This window comes from Acidimicrobiales bacterium (assembly GCA_035512495.1).
Classification (GTDB): domain Bacteria; phylum Actinomycetota; class Acidimicrobiia; order Acidimicrobiales; family CADCSY01; genus DATKDW01.
This window is the reverse complement of record DATKDW010000076.1, coordinates 17,519-41,021: the sequence shown is the minus strand read 5'-3', so window position 1 is coordinate 41,021 and position 23,503 is coordinate 17,519. Positions and strand designations below refer to the sequence as shown.

At 71.4% G+C, this 23,503-nt stretch carries 23 protein-coding genes and 1 pseudogene; 11 read left to right on the top strand and 13 right to left on the bottom strand.

Annotation, left to right across the window (positions count from 1 at the left end):
* Positions 1-39: 39 nt before the first annotated feature.
* Together VMN58_11340 and VMN58_11335 are read right to left on the bottom strand one after the other, a co-directional pair.
* Entirely contained in the window at positions 40-669 is a 630-nt protein-coding gene (locus tag VMN58_11340) for a hypothetical protein (protein ID HUF33787.1), read from the bottom strand.
* Positions 670-794: 125 nt separating this feature from the next.
* Positions 795-1,442 (bottom strand): IclR family transcriptional regulator, encoded by a 648-nt coding sequence (locus VMN58_11335; protein ID HUF33786.1) that lies wholly within the window; start codon positions 1,440-1,442, stop codon positions 795-797.
* 38 nt (positions 1,443-1,480) lie between these two features.
* Here VMN58_11335 and leuC point away from each other — a divergent pair, with 38 nt between their 5' ends.
* From leuC to VMN58_11315, 4 genes are all read left to right on the top strand, one after another.
* Complete coding sequence (gene leuC, locus VMN58_11330; protein ID HUF33785.1) at positions 1,481-2,893, top strand: 3-isopropylmalate dehydratase large subunit; 1,413 nt, start codon at positions 1,481-1,483, stop codon at positions 2,891-2,893.
* Between the two features lie 9 nt (positions 2,894-2,902).
* Complete coding sequence (leuD, locus tag VMN58_11325; protein HUF33784.1) at positions 2,903-3,499, top strand: 3-isopropylmalate dehydratase small subunit; 597 nt, start codon at positions 2,903-2,905, stop codon at positions 3,497-3,499.
* 83 nt (positions 3,500-3,582) lie between these two features.
* Positions 3,583-4,179 carry a hypothetical protein gene (locus VMN58_11320; GenBank protein ID HUF33783.1) on the top strand — a complete coding sequence of 199 codons (597 nt, stop codon included), beginning with the start codon at positions 3,583-3,585 and terminating at the stop codon, positions 4,177-4,179.
* A 31-nt stretch (positions 4,180-4,210) separates the two neighbouring features.
* The gene (locus VMN58_11315) at positions 4,211-4,399 is read left to right on the top strand and encodes a ferredoxin (protein ID HUF33782.1); all 189 of its coding nucleotides are present in this window, start codon (positions 4,211-4,213) and stop codon (positions 4,397-4,399) included.
* 32 nt (positions 4,400-4,431) lie between these two features.
* On the opposite strand, the gene serA is transcribed toward VMN58_11315, so the two are convergent.
* Positions 4,432-6,000, bottom strand: coding sequence for a phosphoglycerate dehydrogenase (gene serA / locus VMN58_11310; protein HUF33781.1), 1,569 nt, complete (start codon positions 5,998-6,000; stop codon positions 4,432-4,434).
* 125 nt (positions 6,001-6,125) lie between these two features.
* Here serA and VMN58_11305 point away from each other — a divergent pair, with 125 nt between their 5' ends.
* Positions 6,126-7,157 carry an S-layer homology domain-containing protein gene (locus VMN58_11305; protein HUF33780.1) on the top strand — a complete coding sequence of 344 codons (1,032 nt, stop codon included), beginning with the start codon at positions 6,126-6,128 and terminating at the stop codon, positions 7,155-7,157.
* Here the strand turns inward: VMN58_11305 and VMN58_11300 are convergent.
* The gene (locus VMN58_11300) at positions 7,079-8,269 is read right to left on the bottom strand and encodes a pyridoxal phosphate-dependent aminotransferase (GenBank protein ID HUF33779.1); all 1,191 of its coding nucleotides are present in this window, start codon (positions 8,267-8,269) and stop codon (positions 7,079-7,081) included. The two genes, VMN58_11305 and VMN58_11300, sit on opposite strands and share 79 nt — an antisense overlap.
* 62 nt (positions 8,270-8,331) lie before the next feature.
* Between VMN58_11300 and serC the strand changes: the two genes are divergently transcribed.
* Complete coding sequence (gene serC, locus VMN58_11295) at positions 8,332-9,468, top strand: phosphoserine transaminase (GenBank protein ID HUF33778.1); 1,137 nt, start codon at positions 8,332-8,334, stop codon at positions 9,466-9,468.
* Between the two features lie 108 nt (positions 9,469-9,576).
* Positions 9,577-11,301: a class I adenylate-forming enzyme family protein gene (locus VMN58_11290; GenBank protein HUF33777.1), complete on the top strand. Its 1,725-nt coding sequence runs from the start codon at positions 9,577-9,579 to the stop codon at positions 11,299-11,301.
* A 21-nt stretch (positions 11,302-11,322) separates the two neighbouring features.
* Here the strand turns inward: VMN58_11290 and VMN58_11285 are convergent, their stop codons facing one another.
* From VMN58_11285 to VMN58_11260, 6 genes and pseudogenes are all read right to left on the bottom strand, one after another.
* Positions 11,323-11,667 carry an STAS domain-containing protein gene (locus VMN58_11285; protein ID HUF33776.1) on the bottom strand — a complete coding sequence of 115 codons (345 nt, stop codon included), beginning with the start codon at positions 11,665-11,667 and terminating at the stop codon, positions 11,323-11,325.
* Positions 11,664-13,187 (bottom strand): SpoIIE family protein phosphatase, encoded by a 1,524-nt coding sequence (locus VMN58_11280; GenBank protein ID HUF33775.1) that lies wholly within the window; start codon positions 13,185-13,187, stop codon positions 11,664-11,666. Before VMN58_11280 ends, VMN58_11285 begins: the two co-directional genes overlap by 4 nt.
* Positions 13,188-13,334: 147 nt before the next feature.
* Positions 13,335-14,654 carry an ergothioneine biosynthesis protein EgtB gene (egtB, locus tag VMN58_11275; protein HUF33774.1) on the bottom strand — a complete coding sequence of 440 codons (1,320 nt, stop codon included), beginning with the start codon at positions 14,652-14,654 and terminating at the stop codon, positions 13,335-13,337.
* Between the two features lie 164 nt (positions 14,655-14,818).
* A complete protein-coding gene (ilvC, locus tag VMN58_11270; GenBank protein HUF33773.1) occupies positions 14,819-15,847 on the bottom strand; it encodes a ketol-acid reductoisomerase in 1,029 nt (342 codons plus the stop codon).
* A gap of 5 nt (positions 15,848-15,852) precedes the next feature.
* A complete protein-coding gene (gene ilvN / locus VMN58_11265) occupies positions 15,853-16,380 on the bottom strand; it encodes an acetolactate synthase small subunit (protein ID HUF33772.1) in 528 nt (175 codons plus the stop codon).
* 29 nt (positions 16,381-16,409) lie between these two features.
* Positions 16,410-18,155, bottom strand: a pseudogene (locus VMN58_11260) (acetolactate synthase large subunit).
* Between the two features lie 134 nt (positions 18,156-18,289).
* Between VMN58_11260 and VMN58_11255 the strand changes: the two are divergent.
* Positions 18,290-18,448, top strand: coding sequence for a hypothetical protein (locus VMN58_11255; protein HUF33771.1), 159 nt, complete (start codon positions 18,290-18,292; stop codon positions 18,446-18,448).
* 8 nt (positions 18,449-18,456) lie between these two features.
* On the opposite strand, the gene VMN58_11250 is transcribed toward VMN58_11255, so the two are convergent.
* Positions 18,457-19,623 (bottom strand): DUF222 domain-containing protein, encoded by a 1,167-nt coding sequence (locus VMN58_11250; GenBank protein ID HUF33770.1) that lies wholly within the window; start codon positions 19,621-19,623, stop codon positions 18,457-18,459.
* Positions 19,624-19,762: 139 nt separating this feature from the next.
* Between VMN58_11250 and VMN58_11245 the strand changes: the two genes are divergently transcribed.
* Complete coding sequence (locus VMN58_11245; protein HUF33769.1) at positions 19,763-20,206, top strand: DUF3052 domain-containing protein; 444 nt, start codon at positions 19,763-19,765, stop codon at positions 20,204-20,206.
* On the opposite strand, the gene VMN58_11240 is transcribed toward VMN58_11245, so the two are convergent.
* Positions 20,175-20,708, bottom strand: a complete 534-nt coding sequence (locus VMN58_11240) for a GNAT family N-acetyltransferase (GenBank protein HUF33768.1) — start codon at positions 20,706-20,708, stop codon at positions 20,175-20,177. The genes VMN58_11245 and VMN58_11240 overlap by 32 nt on opposite strands.
* A gap of 79 nt (positions 20,709-20,787) precedes the next feature.
* On the opposite strand from VMN58_11240, the gene VMN58_11235 reads away from it, so the two are divergent.
* On the top strand, positions 20,788-21,210 hold the full coding sequence (locus VMN58_11235) for a DUF4260 domain-containing protein (protein ID HUF33767.1): 423 nt from the start codon (positions 20,788-20,790) through the stop codon (positions 21,208-21,210).
* Entirely contained in the window at positions 21,203-21,781 is a 579-nt protein-coding gene (locus tag VMN58_11230; GenBank protein ID HUF33766.1) for a TetR/AcrR family transcriptional regulator, read from the top strand. Before VMN58_11235 ends, VMN58_11230 begins: the two co-directional genes overlap by 8 nt.
* 34 nt (positions 21,782-21,815) lie before the next feature.
* On the opposite strand, the gene ilvD is transcribed toward VMN58_11230, so the two are convergent.
* A complete protein-coding gene (gene ilvD / locus VMN58_11225; protein HUF33765.1) occupies positions 21,816-23,495 on the bottom strand; it encodes a dihydroxy-acid dehydratase in 1,680 nt (559 codons plus the stop codon).
* Between the last annotated feature and the right edge of the window lie 8 nt (positions 23,496-23,503).

The following is a 23,503-nucleotide window of genomic DNA, read 5'->3' as shown; positions in this document are numbered from 1 at the left end:
GCCGTCGATCGTCGATGAGCCGCCAACCGGCGGCTCTGGCTAGCGGATGCTGGCGAGGCGCCGCTGGGCGGCGTAGGCCAGGCCGGCAAGGCCCATGAGGGCAAGGGCCACCGGAGCGGTGTCACCCAAGGGCCCACCGGTACGGGGCAGCTCGGCCGGTGCGGGCGGCGGGGGCGGGGGCGCCGGGGCCTCGGTCGTGGGCGGCGCCTCGGCCTCGGGCTCCTCGGCGGGGGCGCACAGCTCGAGGACCTGGTCGATGAGGATGTCGACCTCTGCCAGCAGCGGGCTCAGGAACGCGAGCTGCTCGGGCGTCTCATCGGGGTCGAGGAGGTCGAGGATCGGCTGGATCTCGTCGATGAGCGGCTGGATGGTGTCGACGATGGGGCCGAGCACCACGCAGGTGGGCTCGAGCTCGTTGAGGGCGTCCTGCAGGGCGAGGAACAGGGGCTGGAGCTCGGCGATGAGCTCGGTGAGCGCATCGCCGACGGCGTCGGTGACGGGCTCGAGGCCGTCGAAGAGCGGCTGTGCCTCATCGAGGATCTGGCGGAGCCCGTCGGTGACCTCGGTCAGCGCGGGATCGTCGGGTTCCTCCTGCGCCATGGCGGGAGCACCGGCGATGCCGAGGCCCAGCAACAGGACGGCGCAGATGGCCAAGATTCGGTTCTTCACAGGACTCTCCCCCAGGGGTGCGATGGTGATCAGCGTTGGCGACGGGGGTCGCCGTAGCACCCCCGTTCTACACCAGATGCACCGATTCCTGCTCGATGGGCCGAGAAGTTCCTTCGTCGACTGCATCAGCGCTGGGCGGCGGCCACCGCGGTGGCCGCCCGGACGACGGCGTCCCCGTAGAGACGGCCGGGCGTCCGGGAGATCCGGGGGATGGGTCCCGAGACGCTCACCGCGGCGAGCACCCCACCGCCCTCATCGAGCACCGGCGCGCTCACCGATGCCACGCCCTCTTCGCGCTCACCCACGCTCTCCACCCAGCCCTGCGGCCCCGACGCCCCCGTGAGGGCTCGACCGGCCGACCCCCGGTCGAGGGGCAAGGTGGCGCCGAGGCCGACGATGGTCCGCAGGCCGTGGGGTGACTCGAGCGACGCCACGCACACCCGCTGGTCGCCGTGGCGGACGTAGAGCTGCACGCTCTCACCCGTTTCGTCCCTGAGGGCAGTGAGGGCGGGTCGGGCCGCCTCGGCGAGCGGGAGGGCGTCGCTCGCGCCGCGGCCGAGGGCCACCAGCCGCAGCCCCAGCGCGAAGCGGCCGTCGTCACCACGGCGCACCAGGCCATGGGTCTCGAGAGCGACGGCCAGACGGTGGGCGGTGGCACGCGACAGCCCGGTGGCCTCCACCAGCTCGGCCAGACCGAGCGGCCCGCCCTCCAGGGCCTCGAGAACGCGCACGCTCTTGTCGAGCACGCCCACCCCGCTTACACTCGTGTCCACAAACCGAGACTACTATCTCAGAATGTGAGATCGCAACGATGACCGACACTCCCCGCACGCTCAGCGAAAAGGTGTGGGACCGCCACGTGGTCCGTGCGGCCGAGGGCGAGCCCGAGCTGCTCTACATCGACCTGCACCTCGTCCACGAGGTCACCTCACCCCAGGCCTTCGATGGGCTCCGCCTCGCCGACCGGCCGGTTCGCCGCCCCGACCTCACCGTGGCGACGATGGATCACAACGTCCCCACCGCCGACATCGACCAGCCATTGGCCGACCCCGTCTCGGCCACCCAGATGTCCGCCCTGGCCCGCAACTGCGACGAGTTCGGGATCCGCCTCTACCCCATGGGTGACCCCGGCCAGGGGATCGTCCACATCATCGGTCCCGAGCAGGGCCTCACCCAGCCGGGCATGACCATCGTGTGCGGCGACAGCCACACCTCCACCCACGGCGCCTTCGGGGCCCTCGCCTTTGGCATCGGCACCTCCGAGGTCGAGCACGTGCTGGCCACCCAGACCCTCACCCAGGTGCGGCCCGGCACCATGGCCGTCACCATCGAGGGCGCCCTCCCCGATGGGGTGACCGCCAAGGACCTGATCCTCGCCGTCATCGGGCGCATCGGCACCGGTGGCGGCATCGGTTCGGTCATCGAGTACCGGGGCTCGGCCATCCGCGCCCTCTCCATGGAGGGGCGCATGACGGTCTGCAACATGTCGATCGAGGCTGGCGCCCGTGCCGGGATGATCGCCCCCGACGAGACCACCTTCGAGTACCTGCGGGGCCGCCCGCACGCCCCCACCGGCGCCGACTGGGGCGCAGCGGTGGCCGACTGGCGCGCGCTCGCCACCGACGAGGGCGCCACCTTCGACAAGGAGGTCATCATCGACGCCTCCACCCTCACCCCCCACGTGAGCTGGGGCACCAACCCCGCCCAGGTGGCCTCGATCGACGACACCGTGCCCGACCCCGACTCCTTCACCGACCCGGCGGCCCGCGAGTCGGCCGCCCGGGCGCTCACCTACATGGGGCTGACGGCTGGCACCCCCGTGCGCGAGATCCCCGTGGACACCGTCTTCATCGGGTCGTGCACCAACGGACGCATTGAGGACCTGCGGGCCGTGGCCGCCGTGGCCAAGGGCCGCAAGGTGGCCGACGGCATCCGCACCCTCGTCGTCCCCGGCTCGTTCGCGGTGAAGGAGCAGGCCGAGGCCGAGGGCATCGACCGCATCCTCACCGAGGCCGGCTTCGATTGGCGCGAGCCCGGCTGCTCCATGTGCCTGGCCATGAACCCCGACAAGCTCGGCCTCGGCGAGCGCTGCGCCTCCACCAGCAACCGCAACTTCGAGGGTCGCCAGGGTCGGGGCGGGCGCACCCACCTCGTCTCCCCCGCCGTCGCCGCCGCCACCGCCGTCGCCGGGCACTTCGCGTCACCCGCCGACCTCGACCGCTAGGAGCCTCCCATGGAGCCCACCCGCATCATCACCGGCACCGCGGTGCCCCTCGACCGCAGCGACGTCGACACCGACCAGATCATCCCCGCCGACTGGCTCAAGCGCGTGGAGCGCACCGGCTTCGGCGCCGGGCTCTTCTCGTCGTGGCGGGAGTCGGAGCCCGACTTCGTCCTCGACCGGGCCGAGCACGCCGGCGCCTCCATCCTCCTGGCCGGCCCCAACTTCGGCACCGGCTCCTCGCGGGAGCACGCCGTGTGGGCGCTGGAGGACTTCGGCTTCCGGGCCGTCGTCTCGCCCCGCTTCGCCGACATCTTCCGGAACAACTGCACCAAGGTCGGCGTGGTGCCGGTGACGGTCGAGAAGGCCGTGGGTGAGGCGCTGATGCGCGCCGTGGAGGACGACCCCACCCTCGAGATCACCATCGACGTCGAGCGACGCACCATCGAAGCGCCCGCCGCCGGCATCGAGGCAACCTTTCCCCTCGACGACTTCACCCGCTACCGGCTGCTCGAGGGCCTCGACGACATCGGCCTCACGCTGCGACACGGCGACGACGTCGACCGCTTCGAGGCCACCCGCCCCAGCCACCTCCCCACCACGGCCTGACCGAGCGTCTGGCGAAGGATCCAATCGGCGTGCCCAACTAGGGTGCCCCCAGGACCGCACGCAGCGAGGGAGACCGCAGACCCATGATCCGTCGATCGTTCCGCATCGGGTTGACACTGGGAGCGCTCGCCGGTGGCGTCGCAGCCGCGGTCAAGGCAATCCAGGGACGTCGTTCGAGCGCGCCCGGGAGCGGCGGCTCGTCGGCCTGGCCGCCGATCTCGACGCCCCCCGAACGGGTCGACACCAACGCCGCACCGGCGCCGAAGACCCCGGCGCCCGCCCCGACCGTCTCCACCGGGACCGGCACCGACGCCGACGACCAGGCAGGCGACGTCGACCGCCAGCCCGAGTCCCCCACTCCCGACTGGGCCGACGCGGCCGCCGACGAGGCCGAGGCCCCGGCCCCCACGGCATTCGAGCCGGCACCGAAGAAGAAGGCTGCGGCGAAGAAGGCCCCGGGCCGCAAGGCGACGGCGAAGAAGGGCGCCGCCAAGAAGGCGGCGTGGATCGAGCCCGACGCCGACGGCACCTGCCCCGGCTCCCACCCGGTCAAGGCGAAGCTCTCGAGCAAGATCTTCCACCTTCCGGGGATGCTGAACTACGAGCGCACCGCGCCCGACCGGTGCTACGTGGACCCCGATGCCGCCGAGTCCGACGGGCTCCGCGCCGCCAAGCGCTGAGCCGCACCAGCACACAACCCAGGGAGAGCCCATGAAGGTCGTGGTCGACTTCGACTGCTGCGTGAGCACGGGATCGTGCGCACGGGTCGCGCCAGAGGTCTTCGAGCTGCGCGACGACGGCTACCTCTACGTCCTGCAGGAGGAGCCCCCCGAGGCGCTCCACGACCAGGTCCGCGAGGCCGCCGAGCTCTGTCCCACAGGCGCCATCAAGCTGGAGTAGGTGCGGGAGGGTTCCGTCGGTGACGGGCCCCGCTAAGGCTGGGTGAGAGCGTGGACGCTGGCGATGCCGTCGGCGGTGCGGAGGTCTGCCAGGAGGGCGTCGGGGGCCGGTTGGTCGAGCGCCAGCACCATCAGCGCCATCTCCCCTGCGGGCGAACGCCCCAAGTGCAGGTCCGAGATGTTGACGCCGGCCTGTCCGAGGGCGGTGGTGACGAGGCCGATCATCCCGGGCCGGTCGTCGTTGCGGACCACCACCAGGTTGTCGGCGGGGGGCAGCTCCACCGTGTGGTCGTCGAGCATGACGATCCTCGGCTCGCCCTTCACGCCCGTGAGGGTGCCGGCGAGGGCGTGCCCCCCGCCCCGCAGGGTGATGAGGTTCACGAAGTCATGCGCGGCCGAGACGGTGGTCTCACGCACCTCGACGCCGTGCTCCTCGGCCATCTGGGGGGCGTTGACGTAGGACACCGAGTCCGCGCCGGCTCCGGTGAAGAGGCCCTTCAGCACCGACAGCGAGAGGATCCGGGTGTCGGCGTCGGCCAGCTGGCCCTGGTACTCGACCTCGAGCACCGCGGGCGCGCCCTCCACCATGGCCGCGAACAGGGAGCCCAGACGCTCAGCCAGCGGCAGGAAGGGCCGCACCGTCTCCGAGGCCTCGCTGGCGGCGATGTTGACGGCGAAGGGCACGAACTCGCCGCCGAGGGCCAGCTGAACCTGCTCGGCGATGGTGGCACCGGCCTTGTCCTGCGCCTCCACCGTGCTGGCGCCCAGGTGCGGCGTGACGACCACGCTGTCGAGCTCGAAGAGGGGCGACTCGGTTGTGGGCTCGGTGGTGAACACGTCGAGGGCGGCGCCGGCCACCTGGCCGGCCCGCACGGCCTCGGCGAGAGCGTCTTCGTCGATGATGCCGCCCCGGGACACGTTCACGACGCGCAGGCCCGGCTTGGCCTTGGCGAAGAGCTCCTTGCCGAACAGCCCGATGGTCTCGGGGGACTTGGTCACGTGGATGGTGACGAAGTCGGCCCGGGCGACGAGCTCGTCGAGGCCGCAGAGCTCGATGTTGAGCTGGCGCGCACGCTCGGCCGAGACGTAGGGGTCGTGGGCGACGAGGTGCATCCCGAAGGCGTGGGCGCGCTGCGCCACGAGGGTTCCGATCCGACCGAGGCCGACGATGCCGAGGACCTTGCCGTGCAGCTCGACGCCCTCCCACCGGCTGCGCTCCCACTTCCCGGCCTTGAGGGCGGAGTGGGCCTGGGGAACGTTGCGGGCCTGGGCCAGCAGCATGGCCATGGTGTGCTCAGCGGTGGTGAGGATGTTCGACTGCGGGGCATTGACGACCATGACCCCGAGGCGGGTGGCGGCGGCGACGTCGACGTTGTCGAGGCCGATCCCCGCCCGGCCGACGACCACCAGGTCGCTCCCGGCTTCGAGCACCTCGGCGGTCACCTGCGTCGATGACCGGATGATCAGCGCCGCCGCGCCCCGGACCGCCTCAACCAGCTCCTCCGGTGAGAGCCCCAGACGGACGTCGACCTCGTGTCCGGCCTTGCGCAGGTCGTCGAGACCGGCATCGGCGAGCTTCTCAGACACAAGGATGCGGGCCATGCCCCATCGTGGCCCCGATCCGGCCCGATGGCGAACCGGGTAACGGCCTCGCCGGCGCTGTTCCAGTTCGGTGACGGTCGGTGGGATCTCGCCTTGCCGAGCGGCCCTCCGGGTACGTGCCAACCATGGCATCGACGACCGCCGACCACTTCGGGATGCCCCGGGTCTCCACCATCAGCGGTGCCCTGGTCCTGGCGGCGTGCCTGTTCGTCACCACCCTCTGCCTGGGGTTCTCCGTCCTGTGGCTGGTCGACTCCTCCATGGAGCCGGGCTGGTGGCTCGTCGGCCTCCCCGCGGCGGCCTTCGTGGCCTTGGGCGTCTCCGCCTTCGCCGACAACACGTGGTCGGCCCGGGCGACGCGCACGACCGAGCTCGGCAACACCACCCGGCTCTTCGCCCTCGTGAGCGTGCTCCTGTTGGCCCCCACCGCGCTGATGCAGCTGGTGGCGGCCGAGGACGAGGTCCACCCACGCGGCATCGACGGGGCGTGCCCGTCCGAGCGCCTCCCCGACCACGGCTACGACGACCTCGCACCGGGCTCCGCGCAGGAGCAGGCCGTGCGATGCCTGTCGTGGTGGGGCGTGGTGACAGCCGAGGGTGGCACCTACGGAGGCGAGGCGCAGGTGACCCGCGAGCAGATGGCTTCCTTCCTCGACCGGGTGTTGGCAGCCGCCGGTCACGACCTCCCCGTCGCCCGAGCTCGCTTCGACGACACCGAGGGCTCCGTCCACCAGCCGGCGATCGCCCGGGTGGCGGCGGCTGGGCTCATGGGTGACCCCGACGGCGGCACCTTCTCCCCCGTCGCCACCGTCAGTCGTGCGGAGGTGTCGAGCCTGGTGGCCCGCGCCCACACGGCGCTGACCGGAGAGGAGCTGCCCGCTCCGGTGGGCAGGCCGTTCCTCGACCTCCGCGACCACCCGCACGCCGACAACGTGGAGGCAGTCGCCCTTGCCGGCATCGCCGCCGGGAGCGGTGCGACGTTCCGGCCCGACGTCCCCGTCGACCGGGCGCAGCTGGCGGTGATCCTCGCCCGGACCCTCGACCTCTGGGTCGAGCAGGGCGCCGCCGAGCTCCCGGATCAGGCGAGCAGGTCGGCGATGCGGCGGACGCCCTCGGCGAGGTCGTCGTCGCCCAAGGCGAACGACAGCCGAGCGTAGCCCGGAGCGCCGAACGCCTCCCCGGGGATGAGGGCCACCTTGGCCTCCTCGAGGATCAGCTCGCAGAGCTCGAGCGAGGTCGCCGGCGTGCGGCCGCGGAGAGGTCGGCCGAGGGCGCCCTCGAACGAGGGGAAGGCGTAGAACGCTCCCTCCGGCTCGGCGCACTCGACCCCGGGGATGGTCTGGAGCATCGAGTGCATCGTCTGGCGCCGGCGGTCGAAGGCGCTGCGCATGGCGACGACGTCGTCGAGGCCACCCGACACCGCGGCCAGGGCAGCCCGCTGGGAGACGTTGGCCACGTTGGACGTGGCGTGCGACTGGAGGTTGGCCGCAGCCTTCACCACGTCGGCCGGGCCGACCATCCACCCCACCCGCCAGCCGGTCATGGCGTAGGTCTTGGCCACCCCGTTGGTCACCACGCAGCGGTCGGCCAGCTCGGGGACGAGCACCGGCATCGACGAGAACACGTGGTCGCCGTAGGTGAGGTGCTCGTAGATCTCGTCGGTGACGACCCAGATGCCGCGCTCGAGCGCCCAGCGGCCAACCGCCTCCACCTGGGCGGGCGAGTACACCGCACCGGTGGGGTTGGAGGGAGAGACGAACACCAGGACCTTGGTCCGCTCGGTGACGGCCGCGTCGAGCTGGTCGAGACTGACCTTGAAGCCGGTGGAGACGTCGGTCGGCAGGACCACGGGGACGCCACCGGCGAGGGCGATCGGCTCGGGGTAGGTGGTCCAGTAGGGCGCCGGCAGCAGCACCTCGTCGCCGGGGTCGAGCAGCGTGGCGAAGGTGCTGTAGAGGGCATGCTTGCCGCCGTTGGTGACCAGCACCTGCTTGGCGGCGACCTGGTAGCCGGAGTCGCGGAGGGTCTTGACGGCGATGGCCTCTCGCAGCTCGGGGAGCCCGGCGGCGGGCGAGTACTTGTGGTTCCTGGGGTCGCGGCAGGCGGCCACGGCCGCCTCCACGATGTGGTCGGGCGTGGGGAAGTCGGGCTCGCCTGCGCCGAAGCCGATGACGTCCTCGCCGGCAGCCTTCAGGGCCTTGTACTTGGCGTCGACTGCGAGGGTCGCCGACTCGGCGATCGCGGCGATGCGGGCGGAGATCCTGGACATGGGGGGTGGTCGCTCCTGATCGGATTCGCCGGTGTGGAGGGCTCCCGCGATAGTGGCACGTGATGAGTGAAACCACCCCCGACATCCGCATCCCGGCCGACCTCCTGCCCGCCGACGGGCGCTTCGGCTGCGGGCCCTCGAAGGTCCGGCGCGAGGCCGTCGAGGCCCTCGCCGCCGTCGCCGGCACGTGGTTGGGCACGAGCCACCGCCAGGCGCCGGTGAAGGACGTGGTCGGCTCCATCCGCCGGGGGCTCACTGAGCTGCTCGGCCTCCCCGACGGCTACGAGATCGTGCTCGGCAACGGCGGCACCACCGTGTTCTGGGACATCGCCACCTTCGGGCTGATCGAGTCGCACAGCCAGCACCTGGTGTTCGGGGAGTTCTCGTCCAAGTTCGCTGCCGCCGCCGACGCCGCCCCCCACCTCGGGCCGGCCGAGGTGATCGAGGCCCCAGTGGGCAGCCACCCCACCCCCCGGGCCGATCCGTCGATCGACGCCTACGCCCTGACCCACAACGAGACCTCCACGGGCGTGGCCATGGAGCTGCGCCGGCCCGAGGGCACCTCGGCCGACGACGCCCTGGTGCTCGTCGACGCCACGTCGGCCGCCGGCGGTATCCGCTTCGACGCCAGCCAGGTCGACGCCTACTACTTCGCCCCGCAGAAGAACCTCGCGGCCGACGGCGGGCTCTGGATCGCCGCGTGCTCGCCCGCCGCCATCGACCGCATCAGTCGCATCAGCGGCACCGGACGGTGGATCCCCACCTCCCTCGACCTCGTGACCGCCCTCGACAACAGCCGCAAGGACCAGACCTACAACACGCCCGCCCTCGCCACGCTGTTCCTGCTCGACCAGCAGCTGCGCTGGCTCAACGGCAATGGCGGCATGGACTTCGCCGCCGGTCGCAGCGAGGCGTCGGCCGCCATCCTCTACGGATGGGCCGAGGCCTGCGACTACGCCACACCCTTCGTCGCCGACCCCGCCATGCGCAGCCCCGTGGTCGGCACCATCGACCTCGACGACGCCATCGACGCCAACGCCGTCAGCTCCGTCCTCCGGGCCAACGGCATCGTCGACACCGACGCCTACCGCAAGCTGGGCCGCAACCAGCTACGGGTTGGGATGTTCCCCGCCGTGGAGCCCGACGACGTGGCTGCCCTCACCGCTTGCATCGACCACGTGGTGGCGCACCTGTCCTGACGCCTCCCCGGCGGCGGGCCCGGGGCCACGCCGGTTCGCCGCTGACATCGACGTCAGCGAACGTGGCAGGATCTCTCCGCGAAACCGACACCGAGGGAGACCAGCCAGATGCCGACCAGAGCCGAGGTCCATGCCGAGCTGACCGGACCGGGAGGCATGTTCGAGGTCACCACCGAGGTGATCGACGGCGTGGAGATGAAGGCCTACAAGGAGCGTCTCCCCTCGTTGCGGGTCGTCGCCGAGCTCGGCGCCGCCCGGGGCGACGACCAGACCTTCATCGTCTACGGCAACCGCCGCTGGGGCTTCGCCACGTTCATCGCCGAGGCCAACTCGGTCTCGAACCACCTGCGGGACGACTGCGGCGTCGGGCACAGCGACCGGGTGGCCGTGCTGTCGGCCAACAACCCCGAGTGGTGCCTGGCCTTCTGGGCGACCGTCGACCTCGGCGCCATCCTCGTGGGCCTCAACGGGTGGTGGAAGACCGAGGAGATCGTCTACGGGCTCCAGGACTCCGGCTCGAAGGTGCTCGTGGCCGACCGCGGCCGCTTCGAGCGGATCGCCGACCGCCTCGGCGACCTGCCAGACCTCGAGGCCGTCTACCTCATCGACGCCGACCCTGGCGACTTCCCGGACGCCGGGGCCTCGGGGGTGGCCGTCCGCCGCTTCGCCGAGCTCACCGCCGACCCCACGCCCACCATGCGCGACACGCCGATCGACGAGGCCGACCCGGCGGTCATCTTCTACACCAGCGGCACCACCGGGAAGCCCAAGGGCGCCATCTCCACCCACCGGTCGATGATCGCCAACCTCCAGAACACGATGTACAACGCCATCGCCGGGGGCATGCTCGGTGGCGGCGCCGTCTTCGACCAGAGCACCCAGAATGCCTCACTGCTCACCTCCCCGCTCTTCCACGTCTCGGGCTGCCACTCGGGCCTCGTGGTCGGCCTGCTCGGCGGCATCAAGCTGGTGATCCCCCAGGGCCGCTTCGAACCGGTGAAGGCCATGGAGCTCATCGAGCAGGAGAAGGTCACGGTCTGGGCCACCGTGCCCACCATGGTCTGGAGGCTTGTGGAGCACCCCGAGCGCCACGACCACGACCTCTCGTCGGTCACCTCCGTCGCCTACGGCGGCTCCCCCTCCGCCGGCGAGCTGCAGCGTCGGGTGCAGGAGACGTTCCCCAACGTGCGCACGCTCGGCAACGCCTACGGCCTCACCGAGTCCAGCTCGGTCGCCACCGTCAACAGCGGCCAGGACTTCCTCGACCGGCCGGACTCCGTGGGGCGGGCCATGCCCGTGGTCGACCTCCGGGTCGTCGACGCCGACGGCAACGACGTCCCCACCGGTGCGACCGGCGAGATCTGGATCAAGGGTCCGATCATCATGCCCGGGTACTGGGGCAAGCCCGAGGCCTCGGCCGAGGCGGTGACCGACGGCTGGTTGCACTCCGGCGACGTGGGCTACCTCGACGACGAGGGCTTCCTCTACATCACCGACCGGGCCAAGGACATGATCATCCGGGGCGGCGAGAACATCTACTGCGTCGAGATCGAGAACCGGCTGGTCGAGCACCCGGCCGTGGCCGACGCCGCCGTCATCGGCGTGGCCCACCCGAGCCTCGGCGAGGAGGTCAAGGCGGTCGTCCAGGTCGAGCCGGGGGCGTCCATCAGCGAGGACGAGGTCAGGTCGTGGGTGGCCGAGGCACTCGCCAACTTCAAGGTCCCGGCCTACGTCGAGCTCGTCGACGACAAGCTCCCGCGCAACGCCTCGGGCAAGCTGCTCAAGAACGTGCTGCGGGGCGAGGGAGAGGTGAGCTTCGCCGAGACGATGTAGGTCCTCGGCCCGTCTCCGGTGCTACTCGAGCGTCACCATCCGGGTGAGGCCGGTGATCTCGAAGAGCTTGCGGAGCTGGGGGCTCACCGCCCGGATCGAGACAGCCCCGCCGCCGTCGCGCACCGCGGTGATGCCGGCGACGAGTGACGACAGCCCGGCGGAGTCGACGAAGCCGACGGCACCGAGGTCGAGGATCACGTGGCGACCGGCCATGTCGCCGAGGTTCACGATCTCCTCGGCCAGGCGGGCGACGGTGTAGGCGTCGAGCTCGCCGCGCAGGGCGAGGACGGTCCGGGCGCCGTCGGCCGCCACCTCCACGTCGAAGGATGGGGCGTCAGAGGTGGCGTGGTCAGCGGGGTCGGTCACTCGGACTCCTCCGGAAAGACGGCGTGGCGGGTGGCGCTGACGACCGTGCGGTCCCACGACTGGTTGACGATGAGCTCGTCCACCATGGCATCGACGATGAAGAGACCACGACCGGTGAGCTGCTCCGGGGTCGGCAGCTCTGCGAAACGGGTGAGCTCCTGGGTGAACCCGCCGCCGTCGTCGGCGACCTCGACCACCAGGTCGGTGCCGCGGGCCTCGCCCCGCAGGGTGATGCTGCCCACCGATCCGGTGGCGAAGCACACCGCGTTGGTGCACAGCTCGGAGGCGACCAACAGCTGGTCGGCCACGGTCGCCTCGTCGAGGCCCTGATGGCGCAGCCAGTCACCGAACAGCGATCGGGCCACGGGGACCGACACCAGGTGCGGCGTGAACCGGTGCTCGAACGGGCCCAGCAGACGGGTTCCGTCCGGCGGTGGTGGACAGCGCCTGCGGACCACGAGGGCCAGGCTGTCGTCGTGACGCTGGGCCCCGGCCAGGGCACGCTCGATGAGCACACGAGGGAGGTGTCGGGCCGGGTACCCCGAGGTCTCGGCGGCCGCCGTCTTGAGGTCGGCGATGCCGGCGAGGATGTCCCGTCGGGCCTCGATGAGGCCGTCGGTGTAGAGCACCGCCGTCTCCGACCGACCGAGGTGGACCTCGGTGAGCTTGAAGCTGCCGGCACCCGGCCAGCCCAGGGGGATCCCCGGCGCCGCCACCTCCTCGACCTCACCGTCGGAGCGGACGACCAGCAGCGGTGGGTGGCCGCCGCCGGCCAGCACCAGGCGTCCGGTGGCGGGCGTGTAGCGACCCACGAGGACCGTGGCCACGAGGTCGCGGTTCGTGCGGGCGAGGAGGTCGTCGGCACGTTCGACGAGGCGGTCCATGGGGAAGCCCTCGAGCACCAGCACCCGCAGCACGTGGACCACCGCCAGAGCGTCCTTGGTGGCCGCCACCCCCTTGCCGATCACGTCGACGACGAGGAGGTGGAGGTCGCCGTCGGGCAGGACCTGCCAGTCGTAGAGGTCACCGCCGGTCGGAGCCGACCGGTCGGCCGAGAGGTAGTGGACGCCGAGCTCGACACCGTCGACCTCGGGCTGGGGCGGCTGCACCGCCTCCTGGAGCTGGTGGACGTTCGTCCGCTGCGCCTGCTCGCTGGCGGTGAGGCGGAGCAGCTCGATCTCGTAGAGGGACCCGTCGCGGACGATCGCCGGTCGAAGGGTCAACACGATGCCCTCCTGGCCGCCCGGGCCCAGGAGCGGGGCCGAGAGGACCTCGACCGGGATTGGGGTGCCATCGGGCAGGACCCACACGTCGGCGACCGGCCGCTCCTCAGGGAGACCCTCCCCGATCGGCTCGAGCGGGAGCGGTGCGGCCGGCCCGGGTGCCGCCAGGTCGGCCAGGTGGGACCCGACCAGGACGTCAGCGGGCCGGGCGAGCAGCGTGACGGCCGCGTCGTTGGCATAGGTGACGACGTCGTCCGGGTCGAGCACCAGCACCGCGTCGGCGACGGCGTCGAGCACGCGGCGATGCCACGACCCGCCTCTGGCCGCCCGCCACGTGCGCGATGACGCGACGAAACGAGCGGTGCTCTCGCCTCCCACGACGATCACGCTAGCGCCGGGCCCCGTGCCCCCGACCCGATCGCGGCCCGGGACCGCGACGGGCGGTCAGGCGTCGGCGGCCAGGCGCAACCCACCGGCCTGCCACCGCGCCGAGGGCGGGAAGAAGTTCCGGTAGGTCGGCCGAACGTGGTCGCGAGGCGTGAGGCAAGACCCGCCGCGGAGCACCACCTGGTTGGACATGAACTTGCCGTTGTACTCACCGATCGCCCCCTCGGCCGGCCGGAAGCCCGGGTAGGCCACATAGGGGCTGGAGGTCCACTCCCACACGTCGCCGAAGGCCTGGCGCACCCCTCCACCGGCGGCAGCCGGAGCGGGGCGGGGGTGCGGCGCCCCGGTGGCGGGAGCGTGGGGATCGAGCAGGTTGCCCTCCACCGCCTGACCAGCCACGGCATGCTCCCACTCCGCCTCGAGGGGCAGGCGGCAGCCCGCCCAGCGGGCGAAGGCGTCGGCCTCGTAGTGGCTCACATGGCAGACCGGCTCGGCCAGGTCTACCGGCCGCTCACCGGCGAGGGTGAAGATCCGCCAGGCGTCGCCTTCCCGCCGCCAGTGGAGCGGCGAACCCCAACCCTCGGCCTGCACCGCCGCCCAACCGTCGGAGAGCCAAAGCTCGGCCCGCTCGTAGCCGCCGTCGTCGATGAAGGTCAGCCACTCGCCGTTGGTGACGAGGCGGTTGGCCAGCCGGTAGGGCTGGAGGAACACCGGGTGCCGGGGGGCTTCGTTGTCGAACGAGAAGCCATCGGGCTCCCCGCCGACCTCCACCAGCCCTCCCTCCAGGTCGACCCAGCCCTGCGGGGTGAGGTCGACGGCCGGGTCGCACTCGTCGGGCACGTACGCCGGGGCCAGGGGGTTGCACGAGAGCACGTGCTTGATGTCCATGAGCAGCAGCTCCTGGTGCTGCTGCTCGTGGTGGACCCCGAGCTCGATCCTCGGCGCGGCCAGCCCGGTCCAGGTGCGCTCGTCCACGGCGGCCACGAGGCCGGCCATGGCAGCGTCGACAGCCCGGCGGTACTCACCGACCTCGGCGACGGTGGGCCGGGAGATGAGACCCCGCTCGGCCCGTGGGTGACGCTCCCCCACCTGCTCGTAGTAGCTGTTGAAGAGGTAGCCGAAGCCCGGGTGGAACGGCTCGTGGCCCGGCGCCAGCTCACCGAGCAGGAAGGTCTCGAAGAACCAGGTGACGTGGGCCCGATGCCACTTGGTGGGGCTCACGTCGGGCATCGTCTGGACCACCTGGTCCTCGGGGGCGAGGACGGCGGCGAGGCGCTCGGTGGCGTCGCGGGTGGCCTGGTAGCGGTCGAGCAGCGCCTCGCGGTCGATCACGTCGGTCGCCTCGCTGGCGGTGCCCGATGATGCGGTGACCGCCATCAGCGGTGCCCGAACCGTGCTTCGACCCACATGGTGTTGCGGATCGGAGGAAGTGTGGTGCAGCTGCTCGCTCGCGTCATCGGATCTCCCGTGTCGAGGTCGTCCAGTGGTACGAGTCTGCCCGCTCGGGCGGATCGGGTGTCGGCAATGGTGCGGGTCCTGGATCAGCCGCCCGAGACGTCCTGCACGCGGGTCTTGCCCTCGGAGATCCAGGGCATCATCCCGCGCAGCTCGGCACCGACATGCTCGATCTGGTGTGCCTCACCCGCCGCCTCGAGCTCCTTGAAGCGCTTGCGGCCGCCCCGGCTCTCGGCGATCCACTCCTCGGCGAAGGCACCGCTCTGGATCTCACCGAGGATCTCCTTCATCCGCGCCTTGGTGTCGGCGTCGATGATGCGGGGGCCGCGGGTGAGGTCGCCGTACTCGGCGGTGTCGGAGATCGAGTAGCGCATGCCACCGATGCCCTGCTCGTACATGAGGTCGACGATGAGCTTCAGCTCGTGGAGGCACTCGAAGTAGGCCGACTCGGGCTGGTAGCCCGCCTCGACGAGGGTCTCGAACCCGGCCTGCACCAGGGCGGTGACCCCGCCGCACAGCACCACCTGCTCGCCGAAGAGGTCGGTCTCGGTCTCCTCCTCGAAGGTGGTCTCGAGCACGCCGGCGCGGGCCCCGCCGATGGCGTCGGCGTAGGACAGGGCAAGGTCGCGGGCCTTGCCGGATGCGTCCTGGGCCACGGCGATGAGGCACGGCACGCCGCCACCCTCGGTGTAGGTGCGCCGCACCAGGTGACCAGGGCCCTTGGGGGCGACCATGGCCACGTCGACGCCGTCGGGCGGGGTGATCTGGCCGAAGCGGATGTTGAAGCCGTGGGCGAAGAAGAGGGCGTCGCCATGCGACAGGTTGGGAGCGATCTCGGCCTCGTAGACGTCGCGCTGCTCGGTGTCGGGCAGCAGCACCATCACCAGGTCGGCCTCGGCCACGGCGTCGGCCACGGTGGCGACCCTCAGGCCGGCTTCGGTGGCCTTGGCTCGGGAGGAGGAGGCCTCGCGCAAGCCGACGCGGACGTCGATGCCCGACTCCTTGAGGTTGAGGGCGTGGGCATGGCCCTGTGACCCGTAGCCGATGACCGCCACCTTGCGGGCCGCGATCAGCGACCGGTCGGCGTCGGACTCGTAGTAGACGTTTGCTGCCATCGGGGTCATCCCACCTTGTTCTTGACGGCGCGCAGGCGGGATGCCTGGCGCTCGAGCTTGGGCAGCGCCACCCGTCCGGTGCGCTGCAGCTCCACGATCCCGTAGGGCCGGAGGAGCTCTTCGAAGTCATCGATCTTGCCAGGGTGACCCTCGAGGCTCACAGTCAGCTGGTCCTGGCCGACGCTGAGGATGCGCCCCTCGAAGATCTGCACCAGCTCGGTGACCTGGCTGCGGACCTCGGGGAGGGCCCGCACGGTGCAGAGGAGCAGCTCCCGCTCGACGGCCTGGGCGGGGTCGAGCTCGCTGATCTTGACCACGTTGACCAGCTTGAACAGCTGCTTGGTGATCTGCTCGAGGGGCGTGGCCTCGACGTCGACGACGACAGTGATGCGACTGAAGCGGTCGTCGTCGGTGGGAGCCACGGCGAGGGAGAAGATGTTGTAGCCCCGGCGCGAGAACAGCCCCGCGACCCGGGCGAGCACGCCAGCCTTGTTCTCGACGAGGACCGACAGGATGTGGTGGCGCTGCGCCATCAGATGTCCTTCCGCTGTTGGAACGGCGGCACCTGGATGTCGTCGTTGGTGGCGCCAGAGGCGACCATCGGGAAGACCTTCTCCCGGCTGTCGGTGCGGAAGTCGATCACCACGGGTCGGTCGTCGATCTCGTTGGCCTTGTCGATGACGGGCTGGACCTCCTCGGGCGACTCCGCCCGCAGGCCCACGCAGCCCATGGCTTCGGCCCACTTCACGTAGTCGGGGACGTCGGGCGAGAGGTACACCTCGGAGTAGCGCTCGTCGTAGAACATCTCCTGCCACTGGCGGACCATGCCGAGGTAGGCGTTGTTCAAGATGGCGATCTTGACCGGGATGCGCTCGGTGGTGGCGGTGACGAGCTCCTGGGCGGTCATCTGGAAGCAGCCGTCACCGTCGATCGCCCAGACCATGCGGTCGGGCATGCCCACCTTGGCCCCGATGGCGGCCGGGACGGCGAAGCCCATGGTGCCGAGGCCCCCGGAGTTGATCCAGGTGTAGGGGTGGTTGTAGCGCCAGTACTGGCTGGCCCACATCTGGTGCTGGCCCACGCCCGAGCAGACGATGGCGTCGTCGGGCGCCGAGTCGCGCAGGGCCTCGATGACGGACTGCGGCTTGAGGGCGTCGCCCTCCTCGTGGGGTTCGTAGCCGTAGGGGAACTGCTCCTGCCAGCCGCTGATGGTGGTGCGCCAGGCGCTGCGGTCGGGAGCCTCGATGCCGCCGGCCTGGAGGTCGCGGATGGCGGAGATCAGGTCCTCGATGACCAGGCGGCAGTCGCCCACGATGGGCACGTCAGGGTTGCGCACCTTGCCCAGCTCGGCCGGGTCGATGTCGACGTGGATGATCTTGGCGTCGGGGGCGAAGCCGTCGAGCTTGCCGGTGACCCGATCGTCGAAGCGTGCGCCGAGGGCGATGAGCAGGTCGGCCCGCTGCATGGAGGTGACGGCGGTGTAGTTGCCGTGCATGCCCGGCATGCCGAGGCACAGCTCGTGGTCGTCGGGGAAGGCGCCCCGGGCCATGAGGGTGGTGACCACGTGGATGCCGGTGAGCTCGACCAGCTCCTTCAGCGCCTCGGCGGCCCGCGCCTTGAGGATGCCGCCGCCGGCGTAGATCACCGGCTGGCGCGACTCCAGGATGAGCCGAGCCGCTTCCTTGATCATCTTCGGGTGGCCGATGGTGGTGGGCTTGTAGCCCGGCAGGTCGAGCGAGTCGGGCCAGTGCCAGTCCATGGTGGCGGTGGAGACGTCCTTGGGGATGTCGATCAGCACCGGGCCGGGACGGCCTGTGGTGGCGATGTGGAAGGCCTCGCGCACCACGTTTGGGATGTCCTGGGCGTCGGAGAGCAGCCAGTTGTGCTTGGTGATCGACATGGTGATGCCGGTGGTGTCGCACTCCTGGAAGGCGTCGGTGCCGATGGCGGAGTAGGGCACCTGGCCGGTGACGACCACCAGCGGGGTGGAGTCCATGTAGGCGTTGCACAGGGGGGTGACGATGTTGGTCGCCGCCGGGCCGCTCGTGACCATGGCCACGCCCGGCCGGCCGGTGGCCATGGCGTAGCCCTCGGCCATGTGGCCGGCACCCTGCTCGTGGCGCACCAGGATGTGGCGGATCGAGCTGTCGATGATGGGGTCGTAGACCGGCAGGATGGCGCCACCGGGAAGGCCGAACATGACCTCCACCTGCTCCATCTCGAGGCTCTTGATGAGGGCCTGGGCCCCGGTCAGCTTCATGGCGCTCCTACTGGCTTGCTCGTGTGTCCGGTGGCGGGCGTCGGGGATGGGCGAACGGTCGGAAAACTGCGACGACCTCCCGCTGGGGAGGTCGTGAGCGCACGCGTGTGGTGGACGGCGTGCGCTAGATCAGGCGTACGAGGATGAGGTCGGCGGTCATCACGGCGCCCAGTGTCGCAGCGTTGCGCGGAGATGACAAGGCGGTGTGGGCGGACGAGGCACGCGCCGTTGCCCACGACGGCCGCCTGGCGGAGGCGGCCGCCCGAGAGACCCCTGTGCTCGAGGTGATCACCGGGCTGTGGGACGAGCTGACGGCGCTGGCCGGCGAACCCGACAGCTGAGAGGCGGGTCAGGCTGGGTCGGCCTCGGCGTCGTCGTCGGTGGGGCTCGTCTTGCCGGTGCGGGTGGCACGGAGGCGGTTGTGGAACCCGCAGAGGAGGCGGGCGTTGGCCAAGGTGGTGAGCCCGCCGGCGGCGGCCGGCTCGATGTGGTCGACCTGGCACCGATCGAGAGGCTCGTCGCAGGTGGGGTGCTGACAGCGACGGTCACGGACCTGCGCTGCCCGGCGAGTGGCACCCCGGAAGAACCGCTGCCTCACGCCGACGTCGATCACACGTGACGCCCCATCGAAGACCACCCGCTCCACCTCCGCCTCGGTCAGCCACGGCACCAACGATCCCGGTGTCACCACCGCACCGTTCGCCAGCTCGCACACCCGCCCCGCAAACGTCTCCAAGCCCACCAGCACCGAGAACAGCGGCGCTGGCCGCTGCGCGCCTTCCGGCGTGGAGCCGGACCGGGTGGCCATCTCCACCAGCGCATCAGCACGGCGTTGCGCCGGGGTGCGAGCCAAGTCGTCGACGCACGGCGTGCGCCCAAGGCGGTCGGTGGCCTCGCGCCAGTCGGCCTCGAACATCTCCCGCTCCAATCGAGCGAGCTCGCCGCCCACGATCGAGCCGCCCACCGGGTCGAGCGTCACCTTTCCGAACCACATGCCGTCGATCGACGGGGACAGGTGCACCGCCCGCAGCGCCCGCTGCGCGTCCGCAGCGTCTTCCACCGCGTCGGGTGCCGCCAGCTGACACCAATAGGCAACCGCCCGTTGGAACGCCGAGAACCGCAACGACGTCGCGTGGCCCACCAACAGCTCCTCATCACGGGCGAAGGCCCGCGCGTCCAACGCCTCGGCACGGGCCAAGAGCACGACGTGGGCGGCACCGATGCGACCGGCGCGCCACGCCTCATCGACAACAGGCATCGACCGGCACGAACGACCAGCCAGGATCCGTCGCCGCGCCTCGGACTGCGGCACCCGGAGCCTCCACGCCAACCACGCCGCCCCAGAGCGCGCACCGTCATCGGCCCACGACCTGGAGGCGTCGAACCTCGCCGACACCCGGGCCTGCAACGCCTCCAGGCGCTGGGCGTGCTCCTGCAGGGCAACCACCGCGTCGGCCAGCTCGGCATCAACGAGCCGGTCCGCGGCAGCGAATGCCTCCCCGATCCCGTCTGCCAACGACCCGAACATGCACCCATTCTCCACCGGGGGTATGACAGTGACCTTCCACGCGAAAAGGTCAACGTGCGTCCGGCCCAATGAGCTTGCGCACCCGAACCGGCAGTCGGCATGACCCTCGGGCGGGCATCCTGGGGAGGTGGATGAGGACGAGGTAGAGCGTGCTGAGACGTTCCCCGTCGAGGGGTCCCGCGCCCTCTCCGAGCGACTGGGGATCGGCCCGGGCACGAGGGTGGCGGTGCTGCACGCACCGGAGGGGTTCGACGACCTGCTCGGGCCGGTGCCCGACGGAGCCGACGTCCGCCACGGCCTGAAGCGCAGCGACTCCGTCGACCTGATCCTGGGCTTCGTGCCGAGCCGGTCGCACCTGGCGCGCAACGTCGACTGGCTCGTCGCCACCATCCGCCCCAGTGGTGCCTTCTGGGTGCTGTGGCCCACCGGGCGATCCGGGCTGGAGACCGACCTGTCGGAGGGGGCCATCCACGAGGTGGCACAGCCGCTCGGCTGGGTGGGCACCGACGTCATCACCGTGGGCCCCGACTGGTCCGCCCTCAGGCTGGCGGCGCAGCCCTCCTCGTCGTAGCGACCGGCCGCCGCATGCAGGTGCGCGCGCCGGGGTCGAGCCCGGCGGCCGCCTCGTGGGCCACGAGCGCCCGAAGCTCGGGCCCGACGGCGTCATCGGCGATGCGGCGGAAGCCGAGGTGCTCGTACAGCGAGGCGTTCCACGCCACCTCCGTGAAGGTGGTGAGGGTGAGCGCCGGGAGCCGGTGGGCTCCCGCCCACGCCTCCACCGCATCGAGCAATCGCCGGGCCAGCCCCCTGCCCTGGTGCTCGGGGTCGACGCTGATCTGCTCCACGTGAGCGCAGCCGTCGATCAGGTCGACCACCACGTAGCCGACGGCCTCGTCGGCGTCGTCGACCTCCACCCAGGCGCGCCCCGCCTCCGCGTACGCGACCAGGACCTCCACGGCGAGGGGCTCATCAGCGGCGACGGCATCCAACCCCACCTCGGCAAAGGCGGCACCGGCGGCCCGCTCGATGCTGCGGAGCCGTTCGGCATCAGCGGCGCGGGCCAGGCGGATCACCTGCTCATGATCCTCCCTTGACCGGGGTGATGCGACCGAGATTAGAATACGGATCCGTCTCGGAATGGAAGAGCGCCGGATGACCTCTGCGACCATCACCACCGTCCCGCCCGACGCCGCTCCCGGCCCCATGGTCCCCGACCGGGCGAGCGTGCTCAGCCTCCGGGCCGAGGGTGCGGCCACCTTCATCGTCGCCCTGGCTGCCTACCAGGCGCTTGGCGCCGGCTGGCTGCCCTTCTCCCTCATCTTCCTGGCGCCCGATCTCTCGATGCTGGGCTACCTGCGAGGACCGGTCACCGGCGCCCGGGCATACAACCTTGGCCACAACCTTGTCCTGCCGGTCGCCCTCGGCGCTGCCGGACTCGCCCTCACCCTGGTAGGCGTGCAGGCGGTCGCCCTCATCTGGGTGGCACACGTCGGCCTCGACCGGGCGCTGGGCTTCGGCCTCAAGTCCCCGGCCGGCTTCCGACACACCCACCTGGGCACCGTCGGGCGTGGCTGATGCCCGTCGCCCCGGGCGGCCACGACGCCCCGAGGTCGACCGGGACGTGCTCGAAGCCACCCTCGCCCTGGTCGCGGAGGTGGGCTTCACCGCCACCACCGTCGAGGCCGTGGCGACCCGCGCCGGGGTGGGAAGGGCGACGATCTACCGTCGCTGGCCCAGTCGGGAGGCGTTGCTGATGGCGGCTGCCGGCGAGCTCGCCGGGCCGGCCCCCGCGCCTGACACCGGTTCGCTCCGCGGGGATCTGGAGGAGATCCTCATCGGCCTCGCTGACGACCTCGGCTCGGGGCCCGCCCCCAGTGTGCTGGCTGACATCGCCGCCGAAGCCGGCCGCAACCCCGAGCTTCGCCGCCTGCTGGATGCCCACATCCACGCCCGGCGGCAGGCCTCGCTCGAGGTCCTCGAGCGAGCCGCCGCCCGCGGCGAGCTGCATGCTGGCACCGCCCACGAGATCGTCATCGACCTCCTCGCCGGTGCCGTTCTGTACCGGCTCACCTTGCGGGCCTCCGCCGTCGACGCATCGATCATCGCCGAGATCCTCGACACCGTGCTCGAGGGGATCAGCCCCTGAAACCCCCGACCGCGTCGCGCACTGGCCCGGGCAGCTACGCCTCGGTGATGGCGCCTCGTTCGGCGCCGCTGGCGAGGCGGGCGTACTTGGCGAGGACCCCGGTGGTGTAGCGGGGCTCGGGCAGCTTCCAGTCGCTGCGGCGACGCGCCAGCTCGTCGTCGTCGACGAGGAGGTCGATGGTGCGGGCCTCGACGTCGATCACGATGCGGTCGCCGTCGGCCACGAAGGCAATGGGTCCGCCGTCGACCGCCTCGGGTGCCACGTGGCCGATGCAGAAGCCGTGGGTCCCGCCGGAGAACCGCCCGTCGGTGATGAGCGCGGCGTCGCCGCCCCGGCCGGCGCCCTTCATGGCGCCGGTCACCGCGAGCATCTCGCGCATGCCGGGACCGCCCTTCGGGCCCTCGTACCGGATGACCACGACGTCGCCGGCGCGGATCTGGTCGGCGAGGATCGCCTCCATGGCACCGTCCTCGCCGTCGAACACGCGGGCGGTGCCCTCGAAGCGGGTGAAGTCGAGGCCGGCGACCTTCACGACCGAGCCCTTGGGGGCGAGCGAGCCGGTGAGGACGGCGATGCCGCCGGTGGCGTGGATCGGGTCGGAGAGGGGGTGCACCACCTTGCCGTCGGGCGCCGGCGGGTCGAGGTCGGCCAGGTTCTGGGCGACGGTCCGGCCTGTGACGGTGAGGCAGTCGCCGTCGAGCAGGCCGGCGTCGAGCAGCTCGCGCATGACCACGGGCACTCCGCCGATCCGGTCGAGGTCGCTCATGTGGTAGAGCCCGTGCGGCTTGGTGTCGGCGATGTGGGGCACGCGTGCGGCCACCACGTTGAAGTCGTCGAGCGCCAGGTCGACCCGCGCCTCGGCGGCGATGGCGAGCAGGTGGAGCACGGCGTTGGTCGAGCCACCGAGTGCCATCACCACGGCGATGGCGTTCTCGAACGCCGCCTTGGTCATGATCTGGCGCGGCCGGATCCCCGCCTCGAGGAGCCGGACCACGGCCTCGCCGCTGGCCCTGGCGATGCCGTCGCGCCGCTCGTCGACGGCCGGAGCCGAGGCGCTGCCCGGCAGCGACATGCCGAGGGCCTCACCCACCGACGCCATGGTGTTGGCGGTGAACATGCCCGCGCAGGCACCGACCGTGGGGCAGGCGGCCCGCTCGATCTCGTCGAGCTCCTCGCGCGACATGGTGCCGGCGGAGAAGGCGCCGACCGCCTCGAAGACGTCGACGATGTCGATGGCCCTGCCCCTGTGCTGGCCCGGCATGATCGACCCGCCGTAGACGAACACCGACGGCAGGTTGAGCCGAGCGGCGGCCATGAGCATCCCCGGGAGGCTCTTGTCGCAGCCGGCGAAGGACACGAAGCCGTCGAGGCGCTCGGCGTGCATGACGACCTCGACGGAGTCGGCGATGACCTCCCGACTGACCAGCGAGGCCCGCATGCCCTCGTGGCCCATGGAGATCCCGTCGGAGATGGCGATGGTGGTGAACTCGATGGGGAAGCCGCCCGCCGCGCGCACACCCTCCTTGGCGACCTTCGCCAGGTGGGCCAGCGGCATGTTGCACGGCGTCACCTCGTTCCAGGACGAGCACACCCCCACCTGGGGCTTGTCCCAGTCGTCGTCACCCATCCCGATGGCGCGCAGCATCGCCCGCGCCGGCGCCCGCTGGGCACCGTCGGTCACCTCGTGGCTGCGCGTCTTGCTGTCCTCGGCCATGGTCCCGA